Source organism: Rheinheimera sp. UJ51, assembly GCF_020819615.1.
In the GTDB taxonomy this organism is placed as follows: Bacteria; Pseudomonadota; Gammaproteobacteria; order Enterobacterales; family Alteromonadaceae; genus Alishewanella; species Alishewanella maricola.
Window position 1 is genome coordinate 30,036 of the sequence record NZ_JAJHOG010000013.1, and the last position, 20,317, is coordinate 50,352.

At 41.0% G+C, this 20,317-nt stretch carries 10 protein-coding genes and 1 pseudogene; 6 read left to right on the forward strand and 5 right to left on the reverse strand.

Features of this window, described 5'->3' with window-relative positions:
- Positions 1 to 4 precede the first annotated feature (4 nt).
- The gene (locus tag LMJ53_RS14210; protein WP_229587722.1) at positions 5 to 652 is read left to right on the forward strand and encodes a hypothetical protein; all 648 of its coding nucleotides are present in this window, start codon (positions 5 to 7) and stop codon (positions 650 to 652) included.
- A gap of 240 nt (positions 653 to 892) precedes the next feature.
- Here the strand turns inward: LMJ53_RS14210 and LMJ53_RS14215 are convergent.
- Positions 893 to 1,153, reverse strand: a pseudogene (locus tag LMJ53_RS14215) (transposase domain-containing protein); the annotation flags it as partial.
- 696 nt (positions 1,154 to 1,849) lie between these two features.
- Between LMJ53_RS14215 and LMJ53_RS14220 the strand changes: the two are divergent.
- Positions 1,850 to 5,416, forward strand: coding sequence for a hypothetical protein (locus LMJ53_RS14220; protein WP_229587724.1), 3,567 nt, complete (start codon positions 1,850 to 1,852; stop codon positions 5,414 to 5,416).
- Between the two features lies 1 nt (position 5,417).
- Positions 5,418 to 7,517, forward strand: a complete 2,100-nt coding sequence (locus tag LMJ53_RS14225) for a hypothetical protein (protein ID WP_229587726.1) — start codon at positions 5,418 to 5,420, stop codon at positions 7,515 to 7,517.
- A gap of 253 nt (positions 7,518 to 7,770) precedes the next feature.
- Here the strand turns inward: LMJ53_RS14225 and LMJ53_RS14230 are convergent, their stop codons facing one another.
- Together LMJ53_RS14230 and LMJ53_RS14235 are read right to left on the reverse strand one after the other, a co-directional pair.
- Complete coding sequence (locus LMJ53_RS14230) at positions 7,771 to 10,887, reverse strand: UvrD-helicase domain-containing protein (RefSeq protein ID WP_229587728.1); 3,117 nt, start codon at positions 10,885 to 10,887, stop codon at positions 7,771 to 7,773.
- Between the two features lie 2 nt (positions 10,888 to 10,889).
- Positions 10,890 to 13,583 carry a PD-(D/E)XK nuclease family protein gene (locus LMJ53_RS14235; RefSeq protein ID WP_229587730.1) on the reverse strand — a complete coding sequence of 898 codons (2,694 nt, stop codon included), beginning with the start codon at positions 13,581 to 13,583 and terminating at the stop codon, positions 10,890 to 10,892.
- A gap of 1,072 nt (positions 13,584 to 14,655) precedes the next feature.
- Here LMJ53_RS14235 and LMJ53_RS14240 point away from each other — a divergent pair.
- The 3 genes from LMJ53_RS14240 to LMJ53_RS14250 all read left to right on the forward strand — a co-directional run bounded on the left by LMJ53_RS14240 (position 14,656) and on the right by LMJ53_RS14250 (position 16,459).
- Complete coding sequence (locus LMJ53_RS14240; protein ID WP_229587732.1) at positions 14,656 to 14,955, forward strand: hypothetical protein; 300 nt, start codon at positions 14,656 to 14,658, stop codon at positions 14,953 to 14,955.
- Between the two features lie 848 nt (positions 14,956 to 15,803).
- On the forward strand, positions 15,804 to 16,058 hold the full coding sequence (locus LMJ53_RS14245; RefSeq protein ID WP_229587734.1) for an AbrB/MazE/SpoVT family DNA-binding domain-containing protein: 255 nt from the start codon (positions 15,804 to 15,806) through the stop codon (positions 16,056 to 16,058).
- On the forward strand, positions 16,058 to 16,459 hold the full coding sequence (locus LMJ53_RS14250; RefSeq protein WP_324295613.1) for a type II toxin-antitoxin system PemK/MazF family toxin: 402 nt from the start codon (positions 16,058 to 16,060) through the stop codon (positions 16,457 to 16,459). Before LMJ53_RS14245 ends, LMJ53_RS14250 begins: the two co-directional genes overlap by 1 nt.
- Positions 16,460 to 16,542: 83 nt before the next feature.
- Here LMJ53_RS14250 and LMJ53_RS14255 read toward each other — a convergent pair whose 3' ends face one another.
- Positions 16,543 to 19,080 (reverse strand): hypothetical protein, encoded by a 2,538-nt coding sequence (locus tag LMJ53_RS14255; RefSeq protein WP_229587736.1) that lies wholly within the window; start codon positions 19,078 to 19,080, stop codon positions 16,543 to 16,545.
- Between the two features lie 111 nt (positions 19,081 to 19,191).
- A complete protein-coding gene (locus LMJ53_RS14260) occupies positions 19,192 to 19,908 on the reverse strand; it encodes a hypothetical protein (RefSeq protein ID WP_229587738.1) in 717 nt (238 codons plus the stop codon).
- Positions 19,909 to 20,317 lie beyond the last annotated feature (409 nt).

Here is a 20,317-nt window from a genome sequence, read left to right on the forward strand (position 1 = left end):
AAGAATGAACTGTAATGACGAAGATTTGTATAGAGATGCTCAAAAAGTCTTAGATTTTTTTAAAAATCAGCTTACATATAAATTATTTAATAAGCTTGAGAACGACTCAAAGTTTGACGTATTGAGGTCATTTGAAAAGAATTTTTTTGATAAAAATGGTGTCCCATTTTTTAGGAGCAATGGAATTAATCTGACTATAGTGACAGAAGATAAATCAAAAGCATTAGATTTGATTAAAACAGGAATAGAGCAGGTAAAAAATGATTTTGAATTTCCTGATGAATTAGGTAAGGATGAGCTTGGAATAAGATTAGTAGAATTAGATCTCAAAGGTTTAATAACTTATGGTTCTCCAAAGCTGGTAATTGAAGACAATGAACTTGTAAGGGCTTTTAAGCAATTTTACCCTGATAATTTCCCAAAAGAATTTAACTTGCTTGAAGATTTAAATAAAGAAGAAGTTTCAGTTTTATTATTACAAAATTTGAGTATAGCAGAGCCACATGTGAAGCTCTACTTTCAGCAGGAGTTAAAGCGTCAATATCACAATGGTGGCTACCACAATGTTCTAATAGTTTTCTGTGATGATGCTGATAAGTATGAGTTTAACCACAAATTGAATTTTGGTCTTACAATGCGTATGAAGCACTGAAGCTTTTAGTGAGACTGCAGGGTATATGTCGAGAGAACGAGCATAAGAAGCGAATAGCTAATTTGCAGTTGAAAAAAACTATGGCTTATTTCATGGCTCAGTTTGTTTTCAACGTCCGAAATGCTTGTAAATCGCAAACCGTCTTGCTTAGCAATATCCGCTTGAGTTGTAAGCGTCCGGCGATCACAGGTTAGCGCTTTGATTTGAGTGTCCACTTAATTTTAGTGGACACTGAGTGTCTTAAATAGCGTCACCTGACTGTTTGGATAGAACGATATTCCAAGGTAACAACTCATCGACATGGTTGATGTGGTGAGTGCCGATACGTTTGAATACCGCTGTTAAATAGTCATTTGGATTGATGCTATTGAGTTTAGCGGTGCCGAGTATTGAGTACAGCACAGCCTCTCGCTCTCATCCGGCAAATGACCCCGCAAACAGGTAATTTTTCCTACCCAAGGCAATGGGTCAAAATGTGCGCTTGGCACTATTGCTATCTATCTAAGCATAACCGTTATCCACATAAGTTATTCGTTCAAAGCAGCCAAATCACGCTTCCCCTATAGGCTAAATAGGCTTTAGCATTCATGTTCTTCAATAAATTACCGAGCCGAGTTATATGCGGCAGACCTTCTGCTGCCATATGTCGCTTATGCTGTTTTGCTCTATTGTGGTTATGCGATACCAAAGTACAGGTAACTGTGGCCTGCAGGCTTAGTGTTTTAACCCTGCTAAAAAACACCTGCATGAAAAGCATACACTGAACAGTTACACAGTATGGTGTGAATTGAGAAACAACCTAAAATGTTAATTAACGGATGGAATGTCATTATATTAAGCACTAATGTACAAGGCAGCAGGATGCAACAGGCAGAGATGTTTTAACGTTTTATTGGCCGAAAGCGAAAAAATAACTACGCACAAAATGAGCTATTTTTAATCAATTTAAGCCGATAGTTTTTTGACATGTTATTGCCAGCAAAGCCGACAAAGACAAGACAGAACTTGATGAAACAGTTACATCTTGAAATGTTCGGCGTCACTATCGCTGAACGCAGACCCAGCGAACTGATGTGCCAGAAGCAAGCACCGAAGCTTGGTGATTACTATGATAAGTCAGCATTGTTTAGAAAGCAGCGCAAAACAACATACAGTACATAACCAGTCAGATTTGCTTAGCGATAAGGGAGAATGGCTATGGAATCTCAAGTGATAAAGGCCTCGCTGGGTGATCAAAATCCATTGTTTACGCTAGTTGATGAGCAGTTACTATCACCCTATCTGCACGAGCGGCATAGTGAGCATGGCGCTTTTTTTCCACTGCCGTTTCAAACGGGGATCGGTAAAACATACACCGCACTAAAATTAATTATTTGGGATATGGTTTGGCAGGCAAAAGAAAATGCCAAGCCAAGACTAATAGTATTTATCACTGATTCAATTGACAACGTAAAAAATGCTTTTACTGAAATAAATCGGCTAATCGATGATGAAAGCACCCTCACTACTGAAGAAAAAAACATGCTGAAGGATCGCATTGTTTATCTTCCCAGCCAGAAAAATCAGTTACTAGACACATCACCGTCAGACGTTGAAAAAATACTACAGCTATTTGATTTGCAAAATTCGGAGTTATATCACGACTGGAAAGAAATTTCTGCGCTTCGTGAGTTAGCTGGTTATCATCCAGATGAAGCATTAAATCGAAGTGTAGACAAATATGCCGCACAATTTTATTCAAAACTTGTGCGTTACATGCAGACGGTACAGCAGTCTGATAAACCAATCCGTCTTAATAACGTCCAGCAAAGCTTGCTGGAGAAGTTGTTGCCAGGTGAGAGAATAGCGACAGGCAAAGCGCATGTGATGCTTATGACTACAAAAAAGTATCTTAAGGGTATCGACACAGTAACAGGAAAATACCGGCCGTTACGAGAGCTCAACCGGCAGTGGCTGATTATTGACGAAGTGGATAAGCAGAGCGCAGAAATTCTCTCAGAGTTACTCAACAATAAGGCTGATGATCTGCTGCAAGTTATCCGCACCCTGTTAGCTAATTTCAAACTATATAAGCTAGAAAACTCTGAACGCTACCGTGGTGTCGATGACGTATTCGACGAGGTCCGGCACAAAATTAATGAGTTTGAGCAGAAATGGTGTATGGAGTTCGCATTTAATACGTCAGGTAAAACTTTGGCAGATACTCCAGTGAGGCTGTTTTCTGATAGGCTGACAGTACACTCGATATTCCACAGCAAGGCTCAGGAGTATCAGGCCCTGGCCAATAGTGCCAGCGACATTCTGACTTTAGAGCGCAACGATCTGCTACAGAAAAACCTCATCTCCGTTTTACCGAAAGAACAACTGAACGACGAGTTTTCAAGCGATTTGCTTGAGTTTTTAAATGATGCCGATCATATTTATCAGCGCTTTTTGCAGAATATGATGTTTGCTGTATCACGTTATCAGCAAAATCAGGGGGCACTTACAAAAGATCACCGAAGTAAAAACGCCTTGTTGCAAGATGCCGTATTATCAATTCTGGATCACTATAATTTAAGTCAGTTTAGCAAGGCCGTTTTTAATGCCTTCGACACCCACCTTTCAAGCGTCAAAAGCAAACAACCCCTTGCGTCTGGTCGCAGTTATCACGCCAAAGGTTTTAAAAGTATCGACATCAGCCAGAACCCGGGTGTACGAGATACCGTAAATTGCTATCTAAATGGCTTAAGCATAACCCCCACCGGATTATTAGCAACAATGGTTGAAGAAGGCGCCGTTATTCTGGGGATTAGCGCAACAGCAACGGCAAAAACCGTAGTACACAACTTTGATATGGCGTATCTGCAAGCTCGTCTAAAACAAAGCTTTATTGAGTTAGCTCCACAACATCGAAAGATAATTTCCGATTATTATCAATCCAGGCGCAATTACCAGCGTGAAAAAGTCTCGGTGAATGTCAGCTTTAACCATGCCGATGACCCTTTTTTACTTTCTCAAGCAGAAGGACAAAGTGCCAGAGCGCGTTCTTTGTTTTTAGATAGCCTGATGCCCAACCCAGAGGACGGTAATGATTATTTCAGAAGCTGGGTGGCAAAGTTATTACGTGCTTTCCATGATTTTGTAGCACAGCCAGCAAACCGTTATATGCTTGCCTTGCTAAACCGTACTCTGGATGAAAAAGGATATCCGGCGCTGATAAACTTTATTAAACAAAACGTTGAAAACATGGCATCACAGCATGGCGTTACCATTAAGATTTTCTTTGGGGTAAATGCTGCAGCTATGCATCAGGGCCGTTATGACGAAGTGTTAGCTACGCTAACAACCAGCGCCGATAAAGTGGTGGTGGTGTCGACATACAAATCCATGGGTGCAGGTAAAAACCCTGACTATGTGGTGGAGGATGCGCAGCTCGCTTCGCTACTAAAATACATCGGAGCCAATCGGCAGGCTAGCAGCACTATCAAAACAGATATTGATACTATTTACTTGGAAAAGCCAACCCGGTTGCTTGAAACAGATGATGATTTCAAGCTGAGGCAGCTGAAACTATTGCACCAATTTATGTCGTTAAAAGAGGCGGGAGAGTTATCGCACAACGCAACCAGGACGCTTTGTTATAATGTGTTGCGCGGTGACCAAGATCCAAGGTTATTAAAAGAGTACTACCAGCTCGAAGACTACCAATGGGCAATCCGGAAGTACATTGAACAAGCCGTTGGCAGGATGGCGCGCACCGAATTTAAGCAACAATCTATCTGTATATATACCGATGCTGCTCTTATGCAAACCTTGGCAGATGATCCGCGCCAGCCTGATCTGCTGTCACATGAGTATCTGGCATTAGTGCAAAAAGCGAAGCAGGCGTTACAGTGCTCTTTGAACAGTTTTACTCTGCAGCGGCGTCTAAATATTGCCCGCAATAACAACATCGATGCGGCAAAAATGATTTCAAGGTTACTTGACCGTTTGTTTAAATCTGAGAAGGTATTAGCATCAGATATTAATGCCTGGCAAGCCATCCGCGAACAGTTGTTAAAGCACCCGGTAATAGCTGCTGAGGATGCCACATGGCCCACCTTATATTTGCAACTACCCGCAGATTCAGAACTGCCAGAGTATCGATATGAAGGTGATCCAGACGGCAACTTAGAACTCTATCAATTTTTTAATGAGGTCAGCACTGGCAAGGTGGTCAGCAATGCCAATACGCCATTGCCGGTACTCAGCCGCATTTCCAATATTAAGGAATATTTTGCGGCGCAGGGTTATCAGCTAAACTGGCCTGCCCACAATTGGGTGATGGTACCGTATCTATACACCAATGTGTATCTGCCGGCCATTGCTGAACAGGCAGTGAAAGTGGTACTGACCGGCGCAGGGTTTGCGTGGCAAGATATGCCAGAGGCATACTTCGAGCACCTGGATGCACTAGTAGAGAAAAATGGCTGCACTATCGGCCTGGATGTGAAGTGCTGGTCGGTCAACCATATGCCAGCAAGTACCACAATTAGTAAGCTCAAAAATTTATCTCAGCGTAATATCTGTCAACAATTTTCTTATATCAACCTTTTTGCTAAGGGCGAAAGCAGAATACGCTATCTTGACCTCGACTTTCGGCAGTGTTCAAGCCAGGATGCAAAAATTCTGGAAGTATCCGGTCTTATAAATAGTGTAACTGCAGTGGTTAATAGTGATGCCTTACAAGCTTTGGCGCTTTGGTGTTTAAACAGTGAGTACGTTGAGTATAAAGAGAGCTGACATGCCCAAGATAACACCTTCCAATATTCCTTTAATGACTACTTTTATTGCTGCTACGCAGTTTGATAGGCCGGCACTAGCTAAGCAGTATGATATTTACATTATTAGCTATCAGCATGTCGCAGATAAACAAGAAAGGGCGGAAGTTAAAAAGACTATCCCGGGCCAGCTGTATAAAACAGGTTGCATTTTGTCGCTGGTAGATGACTTCAGTAAACACTATTACGTGCTGCTACCCCAGCAGCATAATTTTAGATTTGACGACCCTAGGGTGGCGGTTAAAAGAGCAAACTTCGACTATACACCGCCTTACGTCCTGGACAAGCTGTTGCTACGCGCCCTTGCGCGTAATTTAACTCAGGCTAATGGCGCTGTCAGCCGGTTCGAGCAAAATGGCCTGTATTACCTGGTCGATTTTAAGAAAACCCGAAAAGCTAAAACAATCAATAACAAGCTAGTGGCGGTAGAGATTGATATCGACACTGATTGGTCAGGCAATAACGGCACGAGCGAAGTACCGCGCGCACTCATCGCCAAAGTAGTCACCTTTACCCCGGTAGAAGAGTTACAAGATGCCTCTGGCAAGCTTTACCCTGAGTATGCCCGTGGGCAGAGGTATGCACTCGATTTAACATCAGCACTGGTCAGTAAAAGTGTTAAAGGCGATTACATTAAAGCAGCAGCCAGTAAATTTAAAAACCGCGTGGCAGCTATCGATTTAAAAGATCTGGACTTAGAGTTATTTGAACGCACTAAAACCGGTGTTATCAACCAATGCCTGGAAGACATAAAAACGGTTTACGGCGATATGTTTACGGTAACACTGGCATCGTTTTCATCACATCTGGAATTGTTACCCAAAGGCAATGAAATACAAAAACATTATGCCGCCATACACCAGCAGCTGTTGCAGCATGCTATGGTGCTGGTAAACACCACAAAAGATAAGCAAGCAGAGCAGAAGTTGCTGCTAAAGCTAGCCGCAGACGGATACCAAGCAATGTGTGCGGAAGCGCCAGAGCAGGGGAGCCTGAACTTACTCATAACTTATAACAAAGACACTTACCCAAAAGGGCAGGACCCTTATCAACTGGTTAAACAGGCTAACCTTGACGTTATTATTCAGAACTGCACCATTGAAAACCTGTTCGATGCTAACGGGCAGCTATCATCACATGTATACGAGGTGCTATTAAAAGAGCTGTTTGTAAAGTTAGAGCTAAGCACAAAACAGATTTTACTCGACAATATGCCTGATACGCTGGGGGCAACCTACATTCTGGCAGAGCACATAAGTAATGATGCAGAAATCAGATATCACAGCCTTAAAATCGACAATGCTAAGATACAGTTTGGTCTGTTGTCGCAAGCAGACATCGCCATCTTAAAACAGTTAATTAGCCCTCAGCATAGCAAAATGCTTACTGGCAGTAAGTGGCAAGTAAAGCCACTGATGTATTGGCCAGAGCAGCAGGAGTATGTGTTTATTACCGATACACCAGCCGTACCGTTAGCTGATCTCAGCGGAATTATGCCTATTTTACTCAGCATAGAACATAGTAGAGGAAAGGTAATACCTAAAGCGTTAATTGAACAATTCTGCCAGCAATATCCTGGTAATTCAGCAGCTATGCTATTGCAACAGCATCTCGCTAAAGACAACGCAACAAATGATATGAAGGTATCAGATGCAAAAGCAATTCTTAAAGACAAGAGCCTGCTTCGCAGCCGTGCCAAAGAGCAGTTAAACCAGTGGCTACAAAACTATGGTATTACGCTGTGGCAGTCAGTCAAAAAACGGCAGGATGGTTTTTTGCAAGCGCATTGGGGCTTAAGAGTATTTGCTGAACACCATCTGTATTTTTCAGCCAATGTGCAAGCAGTAAAAGCAAGCTATGGTAACTTTAGCCGCATGTACCGGCTCTGTGGTAATCGGCCAGACATCCCAATCAATTTTTACGATTTGCTCACGCCTTCACATATCAGGCATAAGCAGTATTCTGTAATGCCGTTTCCGTTTAAGTATCTGCGGGAGGAGGAAGAACGGTTAAGAACATTATCAACGTATCCAACCCAAACTCCGAAAGCCTCAACAGATTAATTATGCCCATTTGATTGTAAAAAAATGTCTTGTCGTAATAATAGCGGCGAATATTCTCAGACAGCAACAAATTCCAAAAGACCGCGACTATAAGCACCAAACTCAATAAGCTGACTATAAAACTTCAATAAACTGACTAAATTGTAAAGTAGCTACTTAACGAGAACCTGTAATTTAAAAGTAAGAGTTACCAGTCTTGATATGAGGGCGAACCCTTAACCAAAACAAGTAACTCAGTAAAGCTGATTAGCTGCTAAAGTTCTACCTTAACCAGCGCTCCACTTACCGAAAAGTGAATCAACATTGCCAGCACAGGTTTGCTCGATAGCGTTTCAAGACACTCTTTATAAGCCAGCAACTGGCCGCTGTGAACTTGCGCTATCTCTAACCACTTAGCTTTAGGTTGCGGGTTGGATTTATGATCAATCACTATCCAACCTGCATCAGTTTCAAGTACCAGGTCAATAGCGCCTTGCCTTAAACTGCCGTCATCCAGTAATTGCATGATTGGCATTTCGGTATGGAGTACGCTTTGCGGATAGTTAGTGTTAATCCAGTCTAATAATGCCAACCCTTGGCGAAGTATTTGCTCCCCCTGCAGCATGCCCGGAGTTTCTGCGCTAACTAAATTATTGAGTATTTCGACATCAATATCAGGCTTATCTAGTATCAACGCAAGACAGTGGTGAATTACATTACCCACTTTGCCCATGTCAGGGTTCCCGCTGATTGCTACGCGGCTATTAAAGTCATGCAAGAGGATACTTGAGCATGGAGTAACAGAAGTGCTCTTTGATGCCGGACGATAATAATCCGACGCCTGTAACTCGGTAAGCTGCAGCCCAGGTTTTAGCCAATGCCGCGTTCGGTTCAGGGATTTCACCTCAGGTTTTGCTGATTTTATCCAAGTATTTTTTTCAACATTCAACGTTGCACCAGAGGGCAGAGTGATTAACTTGTCTTCGGGCGGCAATACTTTGGTATTGAGAAGCTGTAGCCAATCACCTAAAGTTTCCTCCTCGCCAATGGTGGTTAGAATAAGCTGATCTCTGGCACGGGTCATGCCAACATACAGTAATTGAATGGCTTCGTTACGAGCCTGTAATTCAGCAGATTTATATTCATCCGTACCAACAAGCCTTTCAGACAAAATGTCTTTACCTTTTTGAGCTGGAAACGGGTAGGGCCAGTAGCATAAGCTACGTCCGTTTAGTGGTTTATGCCAGTCAAATGGTAGCCCATGATCGGTAATGCGTGGCCCGAACAGAGACACCTTTAATGAAGAATCCAGGCTGCTGCAGATTACTATTGGCCATTCAAGTCCTTTCGCTTTATGGTAAGTGGTGATGGTAATGGCATTTCCTGGGTTAGCGGCTTGCTGATCAGTAAAACGCTGTTCTAAATCTTTCAGCCACAGAATAAAACCTGTGGGCGTGGCTGCTAAAAATTGCGCAAGACAATGGTTTTCATAGTCATCAACCATGTCTGATAAGCGAACCAAATTGGCCAACCGGTGTTCGGTTAGTTTTGCTGTTTCGCGCCACTTACAAACCGTTGCATTAACATCGCCGGCCATCATGGCCAAAGCAACTGCCTCTTTGGTGCTTAACAGTCCAATATGCTGGCGCGCTTTATCAAGCTTTGTTAACAGCGGATGGGCTGTATTATTCCAAGCATTTGCTTCACCGGCCGCTATGGCGGCAAGCCTGTCTTGTAACCATAACTCAAGGTTTTGACCTGTACAGAGCGTAAGTATTTCTGCGCTGGCTAAGGCATCAGCTGGGTCAATTAAACGGCGTAAGCACGCCAATGCTAAACTCACCTCGGGAGTTTCTAATAGCCCGGTTCGTTCCAATGAAACGGGAATGCCTAGTTGAGCGCAATAACCTGCCAGATCTGCTGCATCTTTATTACTGCGGCACAATACCGCTAAATCTTTCCAGCTGGCGACTCTGGGTTTATGACTTGCCTTATCAATTACTTGTACACCAGTACCAATATGTTTTTGGATCCCTTCGGCAAGTGCCGCTAATATGTTTTCATTATTTTTCTTTTCGTATGAAAGGGTCCACCAGGCTAATTCAGCGCAATTAAGTGTCTCGTCACGTTTGGCAGTCAGTTTTACCTGATCACTTTGCAGCAAATGGCTAAATGGTTGGGTAAACAACTCGTTGGTTAACTCGACCAGGCCTGCTCTAGAGCGCCAGGAATTTGCTAGTGTGCTAATGTTGCCGCCGCCTTGCCCAACATAATGCAATACATCTAGCGCCAACTTGGGGTCGCTGCCCCGAAAGCCATATATTGCTTGCTTGGCATCACCTACCATCAATACATTATCTATTAGCGTTGAGACCTTAGAAAATAGTGCAAGTTGCAATGGGCTGGTATCTTGAAACTCGTCAATAATTAAATAGCGCACTTCCTCTGTTAAACGTTGCTGCACCAGAGAATGATGCAAAGCCTTGAGTGCCAGTTCTTCCTGATCTACAAAATCGATGAGCCCCCGACTTTTTTTAATCTCAGCAAAACCATCCATAACTTTTTGCACGATTTGGAACATAAGCGTAATAAAGTCGGCAATCTCATGCTGGAATGCTGGGCATCTCAGTACATCAAGTGCCATGCTTTGTACCGGTGCGAACAATGCTTCACCCAGTTTTGTTGGCTTAAATTTACTAATACTGATCCAGTTTTGCCATGTCATTGCCGATTGCCGCAGAATTTTTTCACTATTGGCAATAGTGTCTGTGAGACCTCTGGTTGGTGACTGAACAAGCTTTGCTTTTTTAACAGCTTCTTCCAATACTGCACGTAATGACGCTTCTGTTATGCTTTCGTCCGCTGCCGGGAAATAATTTTTAAATGAAGCAACAGACTCTTTGGCAAATTTTTCTGCTGAATCTGAATGCATAGCATTAGCACGCATAAGCTCAATAATTTTAAGCACGTCCTCTCGCCATTCTTCGATACAGAGCCTGCTACTTAACCTGTTGAGTTGTTGTATCTCATTTTCTACTAAGCAACTGTCTAATGCTTCGGCTAGTACCTGCTTTTTATCACGATCATCAAGCACCCGTTGCTCTGGTGATAAGCCAAGTTCAAAGGCAAAATCGGATAACAGTTGGCCAAACACGCTGTGCACAGTTCCAATTCGTGCTGACATAATACCGGCAGCAAGTTGTATATTGCCTCGCGCCAGCAATGCTTCGCTTATCCTGCTTTTTAACTCTGCTGCGGCATCTTTAGTAAACGTTACTGCCATTATTTCTGAGGGTAAAAGCTCGCCACGTTCTAATTTATCGGCAACGTCTTGTTGAATTCGATAAGTTTTACCTGAACCAGCGCTGGCTTGAGTGTAATACAACGTCATAATTAAATATCCTTAATATTGCCAGTCAGGTTGCGCCATACATCTATAGCTTTATATTGAGCTTTGTAGGGAGTTGCTGATCGTTTGGTGGCACTTTGCTCAAGGACAATCAGATCAAGTGCATCGCCCGGCGGCACAGATTTGTCATCTACATCTGCGTTGCCGTAAGTCAGTTCTATGTCGCCTTTTTCTAACTGTGCTAAGCGCCAGCGCAGGGTTTTCTCAAACTGTTGCCAGGTAAGCTTAAACGACGTCGGCAAAGCGGGATCAACCACAGTGGCCGTTGGAAAGGTCAGATTGCTATTACACAGCAATTCTGCTCGGCTAAGGATAAAATAGCCGGCATCAGCGAATTGGCCATAGCGGCTATGTCCTGAACTATCGGAACTGCGCTCAGTTATATAAACATAAGTTGCCAGTTGCAGAGGTCGGCCAGCTTGTAATTCCTCACGGTACTTTTCGTAGCTGCCCCATTTCATGTCGATAATGGCAAAGCGCCCATCATGTAGTTCGCAGTACAAATCGACATTACTGGTTAGCTGGCAAAGTGCATCGTCGTATTTAAAGGTTCGTTCTGGCTGAACATTGACCACGTTTGCCGACGCCATTGCATTAAATAAAGCATCGATGGCTGCCAGCATTTGCTGCTGAAATCTCATCCGTTCAACTTGCTTACCAGGCTGTGCCAGAGGTAACGCTATTTTCTGAATAAATATTGGCAGATTAGTATTCAACCAGTCATTTATTTCTGTGGATTCAACGGGCTGGCCTGTCCATGGATGGGTATTTAGCCAGTATTCCACAAGATGATGCGCCAGGTTACCCAATAAGCGCGGATTTACCGTTAATGACTCAGTCGAATCCTCGTAAAGCTTCGCTGAGTATTTCAACACGTATTCGTGCGGTTTGAGCGCTAATGCAGCCAAACTACTATATGACTCCGTTTCTCTGGGAGATGGAATGGGTTGATCTATGTGCTGCCAGCGTTTGGATCTGGGTAGTGAAAACTCAGGCACTTGCTCAGTGGTAACATAAATTTGCTGACCATTTAAAACAGTATCTTCCAATGTTAGCCAAACATCCTTGCCAAGCAATGCCATTAGCTGGAGTTTAAGCAGCTCAGGAGCCATGTCTGTTGAAATAAGCGTTAATGATTTGCTTGCCGCGAGCAATGGTGTAATTGCCCTAGCAAGTGCCTGTTGCATAAACTGGGCTTGCTGTGTCAATGTTGGCGCTAATGGAATACCTCTAAGCTCTTGTCGTGATAGCGGTGGTGCTGCGTGAAACGGACTAACTTCGGGATCAAGCCAAATAACTTGCTCAGGATTGTCCACTTTCAACTGCACAACCTCGGGATTAGCTACTATGTCAAAAGCTGACACTTGCCGAGTGTTGCAGTAGCGGCTATTGCCAATGCTCAGTGTCATTGTTAATAAGCGATTTAATTGCATTTTACTAATTGAGTTATCTGGCCATTCTCGCAGTGCTTCAGCTACAGCGTCTGCCGCTGCAAACGCTGAAGAGTAAATGACATCTGCTTGTTCTTGCTCAGTCATCATGAGAAGGCTGCGCCAGTAACCAGCGACTCGCTCGGCTAGGCAAATTGCCAGCGATAGCGGCATGTACTCATCATTGTCAGTCAAACTTATCGGTAACCAGTCACTAATTGCGTGGCGCAATGCAGCTTCATCCTGCTCTGGTTTTTCAACCAGCACCCTTGTAACAAATTCATCAATCTGTGATTGCCAAAGGTCTCTGTTAACGCCAGGTAAGTCACGAAAGCTTCGAGCTATTTTTTTTCGAAGCGATTTAAAACGGCCAGCTGGAAGGGTTAAAAACTGGAGTAAAGCATTAGCAGAGGGCGTTTTCCAGGCACTTTGCAACATAAGAAACAGTAGTTGATTAGGTGAGCGCGACCCAGATGTATCACCCACCCCAGAATGATTTCCAGCCTGAAGCTCTAGTGCTGTTTCTAGGTAGTGATTGAGTTTCTTGGATATAACGATGGCTTTATCATTTGCCGCTTGTACTGCATATTGCGCCGCCAGTGGTTTATTTGCAGTGGCGATTAATCTGAGGCTACCATCGTGTCGCAGAGATACTGGCTCTTTGCTAACAGCAAGCAAGGCACGCTGTAACTTGCCCAAATCACTGTCTGGTATGGCTTGTGGCTGATGGTTAACTAGTACCTCAGTCACGCTTACCCCTGCATTCCTCAGTTCCTTAAATAGAAGTTGGTACAGGGGGGGCCAACTTTCCTTTGTATGGTGCAACTCAATACCTGTAATACTAGACTTTATCATTGCAAGGCGAGGTATCAATGCATAAATACGTTCGCCCAGGGAAGAGCCAATTTTCGTGAAATGTTGTTCTACGGCGTCGAAATCGTGAAATCGGCCAAAATTATTACTGCGTTCATCGTGCTTCCAGCCATGCAGAATCGACCAATCTCGCCATGCTAACAGGGTCGCCGCACTTGCCATTTCATCAACTTGAAAAGAGTTGCTATAAAAACGCTCACCATTATCAGCAGCTTTTAAAGCTTTAAGGTAAGCGACTGACCGAGCAGCCTGAGATACTTCAATTTTTTTTAAACCCGCACGAAACTCCATGGCAGCTATAAGGCCTTGTTCACCGCAGACATAAGAGCCAAGTTGATTGGAAGGCCTGTTTGGCAATCGCTCGTCATAACCCAAGCCTGTCAAAATTTTCATTAAATGACTCCTGTATCCATTTGCAGGTTTCTATTACAAATTAAATTAGCCAAAGCGTAAGTTACAAAATGCAGAATAAATTTATTCATTGAATCTGAAGCTTACATGACGCATACAATTCCAAAGTAAAAGCCTTTGGCTTCATTATCAAGAAAAATCATAAGGAAATACTTATTAAAAGTATTTTTCTTTTTCACACCGTTATACATCAGGTGAGCAAAGAGTGACGGTATGATCCTTCCACACGTTTGGGTATCACCTAGCCAGTTTGTTCTTTTTATCCGTGTTATTGAGTTGACGCTAAACCTTTACTTTATTATTGTCCTATTAAACTTGTCTCCGGAACACCCTCAGTCAATAGACAACAGACGGTCCTTTCTCAAAATCTGGTATGGGAGAATTAGATGGAAGCTCTATGGTTAATACCGGCAGTGATATTAACAGTTGGTCTGGTTCTTGTTTGCTACAAACAGTGTAAGTCTGGCTAACTGGCTCCACCTAAACTCATGTAGGAGCCGGTTTAGGTAAGGTTGTGAATGGTGTCTCTATTTCAATAGGCCAAACCTCTACTATTACTATGAATTTATTGATTCAAAGCAAACAGGATGCAGGACTGGTTCTTGAATACCTCTAGATTATTTTGACCATTAGATTACGGATAACATCAAACTCATACATATACTACTTTGCTTTTATGGCATTAATTAATAACGAAGGGGGCAGCGTCGTTAACCCTGGTAGAATATATGAATCTTGCAACAAGGGATTTTTAAAGCCTCAGTACTCAAGTTAAAAGCTAAACTCAGTAAAACAGACCAAAATAGTCATTTTTTTAGGTTTGTTTTTCTCAAAACCTTTGTCCAGTTTTGAATTGATCACAATTGCTTAGCGGCCACCTATCTGAATTCCATACATATACAACCCCAATTAAAAATAACTTGCTATTCAATCGAAAATAATTAAGTTCGGATAAGCATTTGTGCTGTCATTATCGACAACCCGTTGAAAAGCTGGTGTAAGGATATTGCACTTTAATTTGTTTAGGAGAATGAAATTGGGATTGTTCAGCTGGTTTGGCGGGCTTTTTGATGAAGGCACTGCAGAGTTTGAGTCTGTAACTGATTTTGCTACTGATGATGCCGTGCTAAATCCGGCAAATGGGAACATTATGATTGGTGGTATGTGCGGCGTTGATGTTGAAGGTAACGCCTACGGTATTGATTCAATAGGCGGTATAGGCTGTGATTCAGCAATAGATATGTTCGACAGTGGTGTATCAGATTTTAGCAGTAGCGACTCATATAGTAGTGGACTGGATGACTCTTTCAGTAGTTTTGGCTCAGATGATTGGTAATCGCGCCGGGAGAGTAAATATGACACTATTTATGGATTATGCGGTATGGGTACCGAAGGTTAGGTTGGCGTAGTTGGTATTTAAAAAAGAGAAACAACATGAAAACACTACAAATTTATAGTTGCCAACTGTTGGGTGGGGTTGTGGTACTTGCCATGATGAGCCCCTTAATAAAATTGGCACTGTTAGAACCCGATCAAGAGCGTTTTTGTTATTTGATCTCTGTGTTAATTACGATCAATATTTGGGGTTGCATTGGGTACTTTTTTTATAACATTCATGCCAAGACTAAAGGTTATTCCGTTCTATATGCACTATTGTATCCGTTTTTTTATGCGCCTGTTGCGGCTAGGTGGTATTTAAATCGTCACTACTAAACAGTATAAATGTGTGAGTAGGATAAAGATTCATACTAAGTAATAAAGAATCATACTTAGTTGTTTTCTGTTAATCGGCATCCTTGCACCTGACGCTCATGAGTAAGCCCGTGATCGAACGATCATGCATAACTTGGGGTTGATAACTGAATACTTTAGGCAGCAATTCTAAATTTTTTTTGTCCAGAGATTAGCTACAAAAAGAGTATGATACTTTAATACTCGGTTTGTAGTTCGATTCTGGCGTAGTAGTAGTAATTAGCATAAATCTTTATTTTTCTGTCGGTAGACAATAACGTTTGAAGCTATGACTTTAAAGTTAAAAACTTTTTAGAATTAAAATGAGGAGCGTATTATCTCAATATCTAAGGCAGCTGAGTTAGCTTTTTAGTTATAACAATGTTGGCACCGAGGTTAAAAGGTATACAATCAATTTGGTTATAACAATGTACCCACTTGTGAGGTTGAGATATGCGGACTCAAGTACGAAAAATTGGCAACAGTCTTGGCAACATCATTCCTGCTGCGTTAATTCGTCAATTTGGCTTGGTTGAAGGGGCTGAGATTGAGGTTAAAGCGGATGGTAAGAAGATCACTATTGAACCTATTAAGCGTCAAAAGAAACGCTTCCCGTTTAGCGAAAAAGAACTTCTAAACGGCTTAGATGCTCATACGGCACATGCTGATGAATTGGCTGTTGTCTCTGTTGAGGAGTTAGGCGAGTAGTGGCGCAGTACATTCCAAAACGCAATGACATTATCTGGTTAGATTTTGAGCCAGTGAAAGGCAAAGAGATCGGCAAGTACCTCCCAGCTCTTGTCCTTTCAAGTAAAGAATGGACTACAAAGTGGATAAATAAAGCGGCTAAGACCGTGCATAGGAAAGGCCTGGTAACGAGGTTGGTATTTATTACCTTTTATTCGATGAGACTCTTGTGCGCGAAAGTTATCAGGGCTGGAGCATGGCAAAACCATGAATCTCACAAGCCGAATAGACGTATGCAGTCATTCACCGCCAAGTTTGAACACTTTGTGCTTGCAATAGAGGCGGAGTCCATAGACCCCTCGTTAAGTCATTTGACTCACTTAGTGTGCTGTCCAAAAATATTGGTTCAGATCAATTTTTGATGTGACACAATTTTGGTTTTTTAGGACGGAGTTTTGCGAGGTAGTAGTCCTACTGTTATTACGCTTACAATGATACTGCTATTTTAGCCTCGATATGGTGTACAAAATTTAGTATGAGCAAGAGCACTAAACATCGAGTATTTGAATTTCAGCTTCTGAGGATATATCAGGCTCGTCATTTGTTGTTGTAAAAAGGCTGAATTCCCTTCAAAAGGATATTCTTTTGCTAGTGCTTCTAGCGTATGCTCCAACAAAACATCACCAAGATAACTTTTTTTACTCGGTGGTATGAAATAAGACATGTTACTGTTATTAGTAAAATCTTCGTATTGCTCATCAATATCGAACGAAAAACCACCACCGCCTTTAAAGTGAGCATTTATAATTGGTTGTGTAATAATATTCTCGTTAAAGTATTCCTTGTCTGTAATGCCGTAATAATCGTATAAAATCACATTATACTTTGTTATTTTGCAGTTCCGAGTATTAGGAGTGCTTATAAATTCTGGATATTCAATATTTTGGGTAAGCTCAAGACAAAAATCTAAATTCCAGCGTTTTGCGACTTGCGGCAATTGCTTTAGTTGGTTTTTCTGATTATCTAGCCATATTTTTTCTTCTACAGTAAAATCGCTTAAATCAATATGAAGTTGTTCAAAAGCCAGTTGATATTTGCCGAAGGACTCTAGTGGAGTAAAGTTTCGAAGAATTTCATTTATCAACGCACGAAATAATCTTTGTTTTTTTTCAGCGGTTGAGAGGCCTGCGCCTCTATTTGTTGTCCGATTAAATATTAAGTTGGCATCATCATCAATACCGACATTTAGCGTATATATCGCTTCAAGTTGCATCAAGTCGCTGACAATTGTCTTTCTGTCAGAACTGGTGTGCAAAATCAGGTACTCTACGAAAGCATTTTTGTCACAACGCCCTATGGATTTAATAAGGTTCTCTATAAAAAACATACGGTTAGAGCGCGCTTCAATTCTGCTTTTCGTTATATCAGGATGATTTTTTATGCTTGCTGATGATTCAAGAAAAGGACTATCGGTTTCGTCAGTATCAAAACTCATTATCGCCGTGGGATTGTTGCCTATACTGCTGTGAGAACCTTTTTCTGTTGTCGCATTATGTTCTGGCCAGTTAAGCAGAATTGATTGATAAAATTCAAAAGTTTTAGTATAAATTTGGAAAAAAACGGCGAGGCGAGAGTTACGCCGTCTGAGCAGTAACTTATCGTTTTTGTAAGGGATTGAGGTTAGGCTAATAATAGCGTTAAGAGTGAAATCAAATGAGTACAATTCAATGTTATCGCCATCATCGAATGATATCTGTTTAAACAGTTTTTCGTAGATTTTATCATCTAACCATTCAAAGCCTTCGCGTTTCTCGTTTTTAGCATGCCCTTCATCACTCTGAGAACTATTTTCCTTATTAAACCTGTATTGTTTAGTGTTATCTGTGTGTTTTATTAAAAATATTAAAATTTGATTTATGTCAGACCTCACGTTGTTTAGATAATAATCATCTTCATAATGGTTATGTTCATCATCATCACAGTTAGTCTTCGCCCAACAATTAAAAGCTTGAGAATAATTAATGGCAGCAGGGGTGGAGTCTAGCGAATAAGATTCTTGGAGTTTTTTGTTTTCACTAAGTGATAAAACATGATAAATAAAAATCGTTAGATCAAAGGTTGTAAAATCTACATCTTGGTTGTTTACTTTATGACCGTTTCTATTCAACTCTTTCTGTTCATTACTGGCCTTGCGTATAAAGTATTTCAGTTTTAACGTCAGTGTGTTGCAAAATTGCTTTGCAGGGTTTTTGAGGTTTGACTCTTGTATGTTATTAACTAGCCAAATATTATTTTGCGATGACAAAGGGGCAAGTTCGATTAATCGTTCTAAGATAAGTGACGATATAATGGTACTGCCACCATTCACAACGTGACTATAAGCACAAACACCACAAATAAGATCAGATAGATGCTTTGCTAAAGTATTTTTGACCCATGCTTTGTCTACAATTCTATCAATTGTCTCCTTGCTCAATAAGATTTTTATTAAGTTTTTCAAGGCGTTCATAGATTGGGACTGAAAAAATTTTAAGATAGACTTTTTAAATGAGTGTCTAAATGCTAAAGGTTGTTGAATATTTTTAAACTCATGAGCTTTTAATTTCTTAATGTTTGGTAACGTATTTATGCCACTCATGCACTCATGAAAATAGTTAGAAAAATCATAATTATAATATGAAGCAACTCCAGAGGCATAAGCTTGAATGGTGGTATCTAGATATTCCTCTAATGACGGGGAGAAAGAGTAGGGAGTAAATTTCTTTACAATTAAAGCGAAGATGATATCACTCTCGGTTAAGCAGGCTAATGCATCGTTTTTTTTATTCCGAAACCATTTATCATGTAATTTATTAATGCGATTGGTTTGTTCTAGGTAACTAAGTGCGGACAGAGTGTTGTTTTCTGTTATTTGATAATGTTTAAACGATTCTCTAAATCGATACGTTAAAGACTTGCAGTCTAATCCGTTTTGATACTGGTCTAGGCTGTGTAAGATGAATCGATAGAGTAGGCTTTCTTTCTTGTTAATTTCTTCACTCATAAAGTCATCTAGGCTTTTATCAATACATATCTTAAAAACCTTAGCATAAGCAAAATTGCCTGCCAACAACTTTAAAACGTTGTAGCAAGCAACTCACAATTCAGAGGTATATTACCTAGAACATTTTTGCTGTTGAAACACATGTGTGGATGCTGAGTGATCAGGGTTGTTTTTTACAATGTTAATTGAAGATGCTTTAATTATTTCATGAGTATTCTCATGCGAAAGAAATCCATGGATCACTAGCTGATTATTTTCCTCAGACAGCGAATGAACTTTCATAGAGTAAACTTTACTTGCAGATTCATCAGTTGTGTACTTGAAGGCAATATCATGATTAAGACTCTGCATTAACGCTTTTAGTAGGGCATTATCTATAATATTCTGTCTTTCAAACTTGATAATGAGATCCCTATTTTTTTGCCACTCAAATATACGATGTTTAGGGTTCACTTTGTGCATCACGGCTTGTTTTTTGCTTAAATCGGCTAGCTTTTGATTTAAGCTTTCTTGGGTAAATGCAGGAAAAGTGTCCATATTTTCCTTTATCAAACTAAGGATGGCCATGTCAGTTTCTGAGATTGTTGCTGCCGATGGCGTTTTGCTAAAACGCTGCCAACATTTACTACCTTCGTAAGAAAACTCACATTCTTGCACATTAAAAAATGCAGCATATTCGTTTAAATCTCGGCTTAGTTGGCTTTGAGAAATGTCCATACCAAGCTCAGCTAACTTCGCAGCGATCTGTTTTGAAGAGAGAAAGTTGGGGGATGCAGGAATAATTTCAATAAAAGTCGTAAGTACGCGAAAAATTGTAGATGAAGACATAGCCACCTCGTGTTAATATTGGTCTGTGCTGTTGTTGAGAGATATCTTATCGTTACTCTTTAATAATTTTTCCTTGAAATAAGCACTTTTTTTATTTTTTTATTTATATTTTTAAATGGTCGCTTTTCGATTGTAAGTGACTGTTTTTGAAGTATTTTTATTTTTTAAGAAATCGCTTTTTATATTGATTTTTTTTGTAAAACGCGATTTTGCAACACATATCCCGCCTTTCTTTTTTTACGTAAAATTAACAACCATCTTTTTTGTGCAAGGATTTATTTCTTACCTTTATTTAACAACTTCTTTGGCCTTTCGTTCGTTTTACATTAAATTCACAAACACTTGGTCTTATCTTCTATTGGCAGCCATTTTTTTTGCGTAAAAAAAACGGGGTGCTCTAGAGTCACCC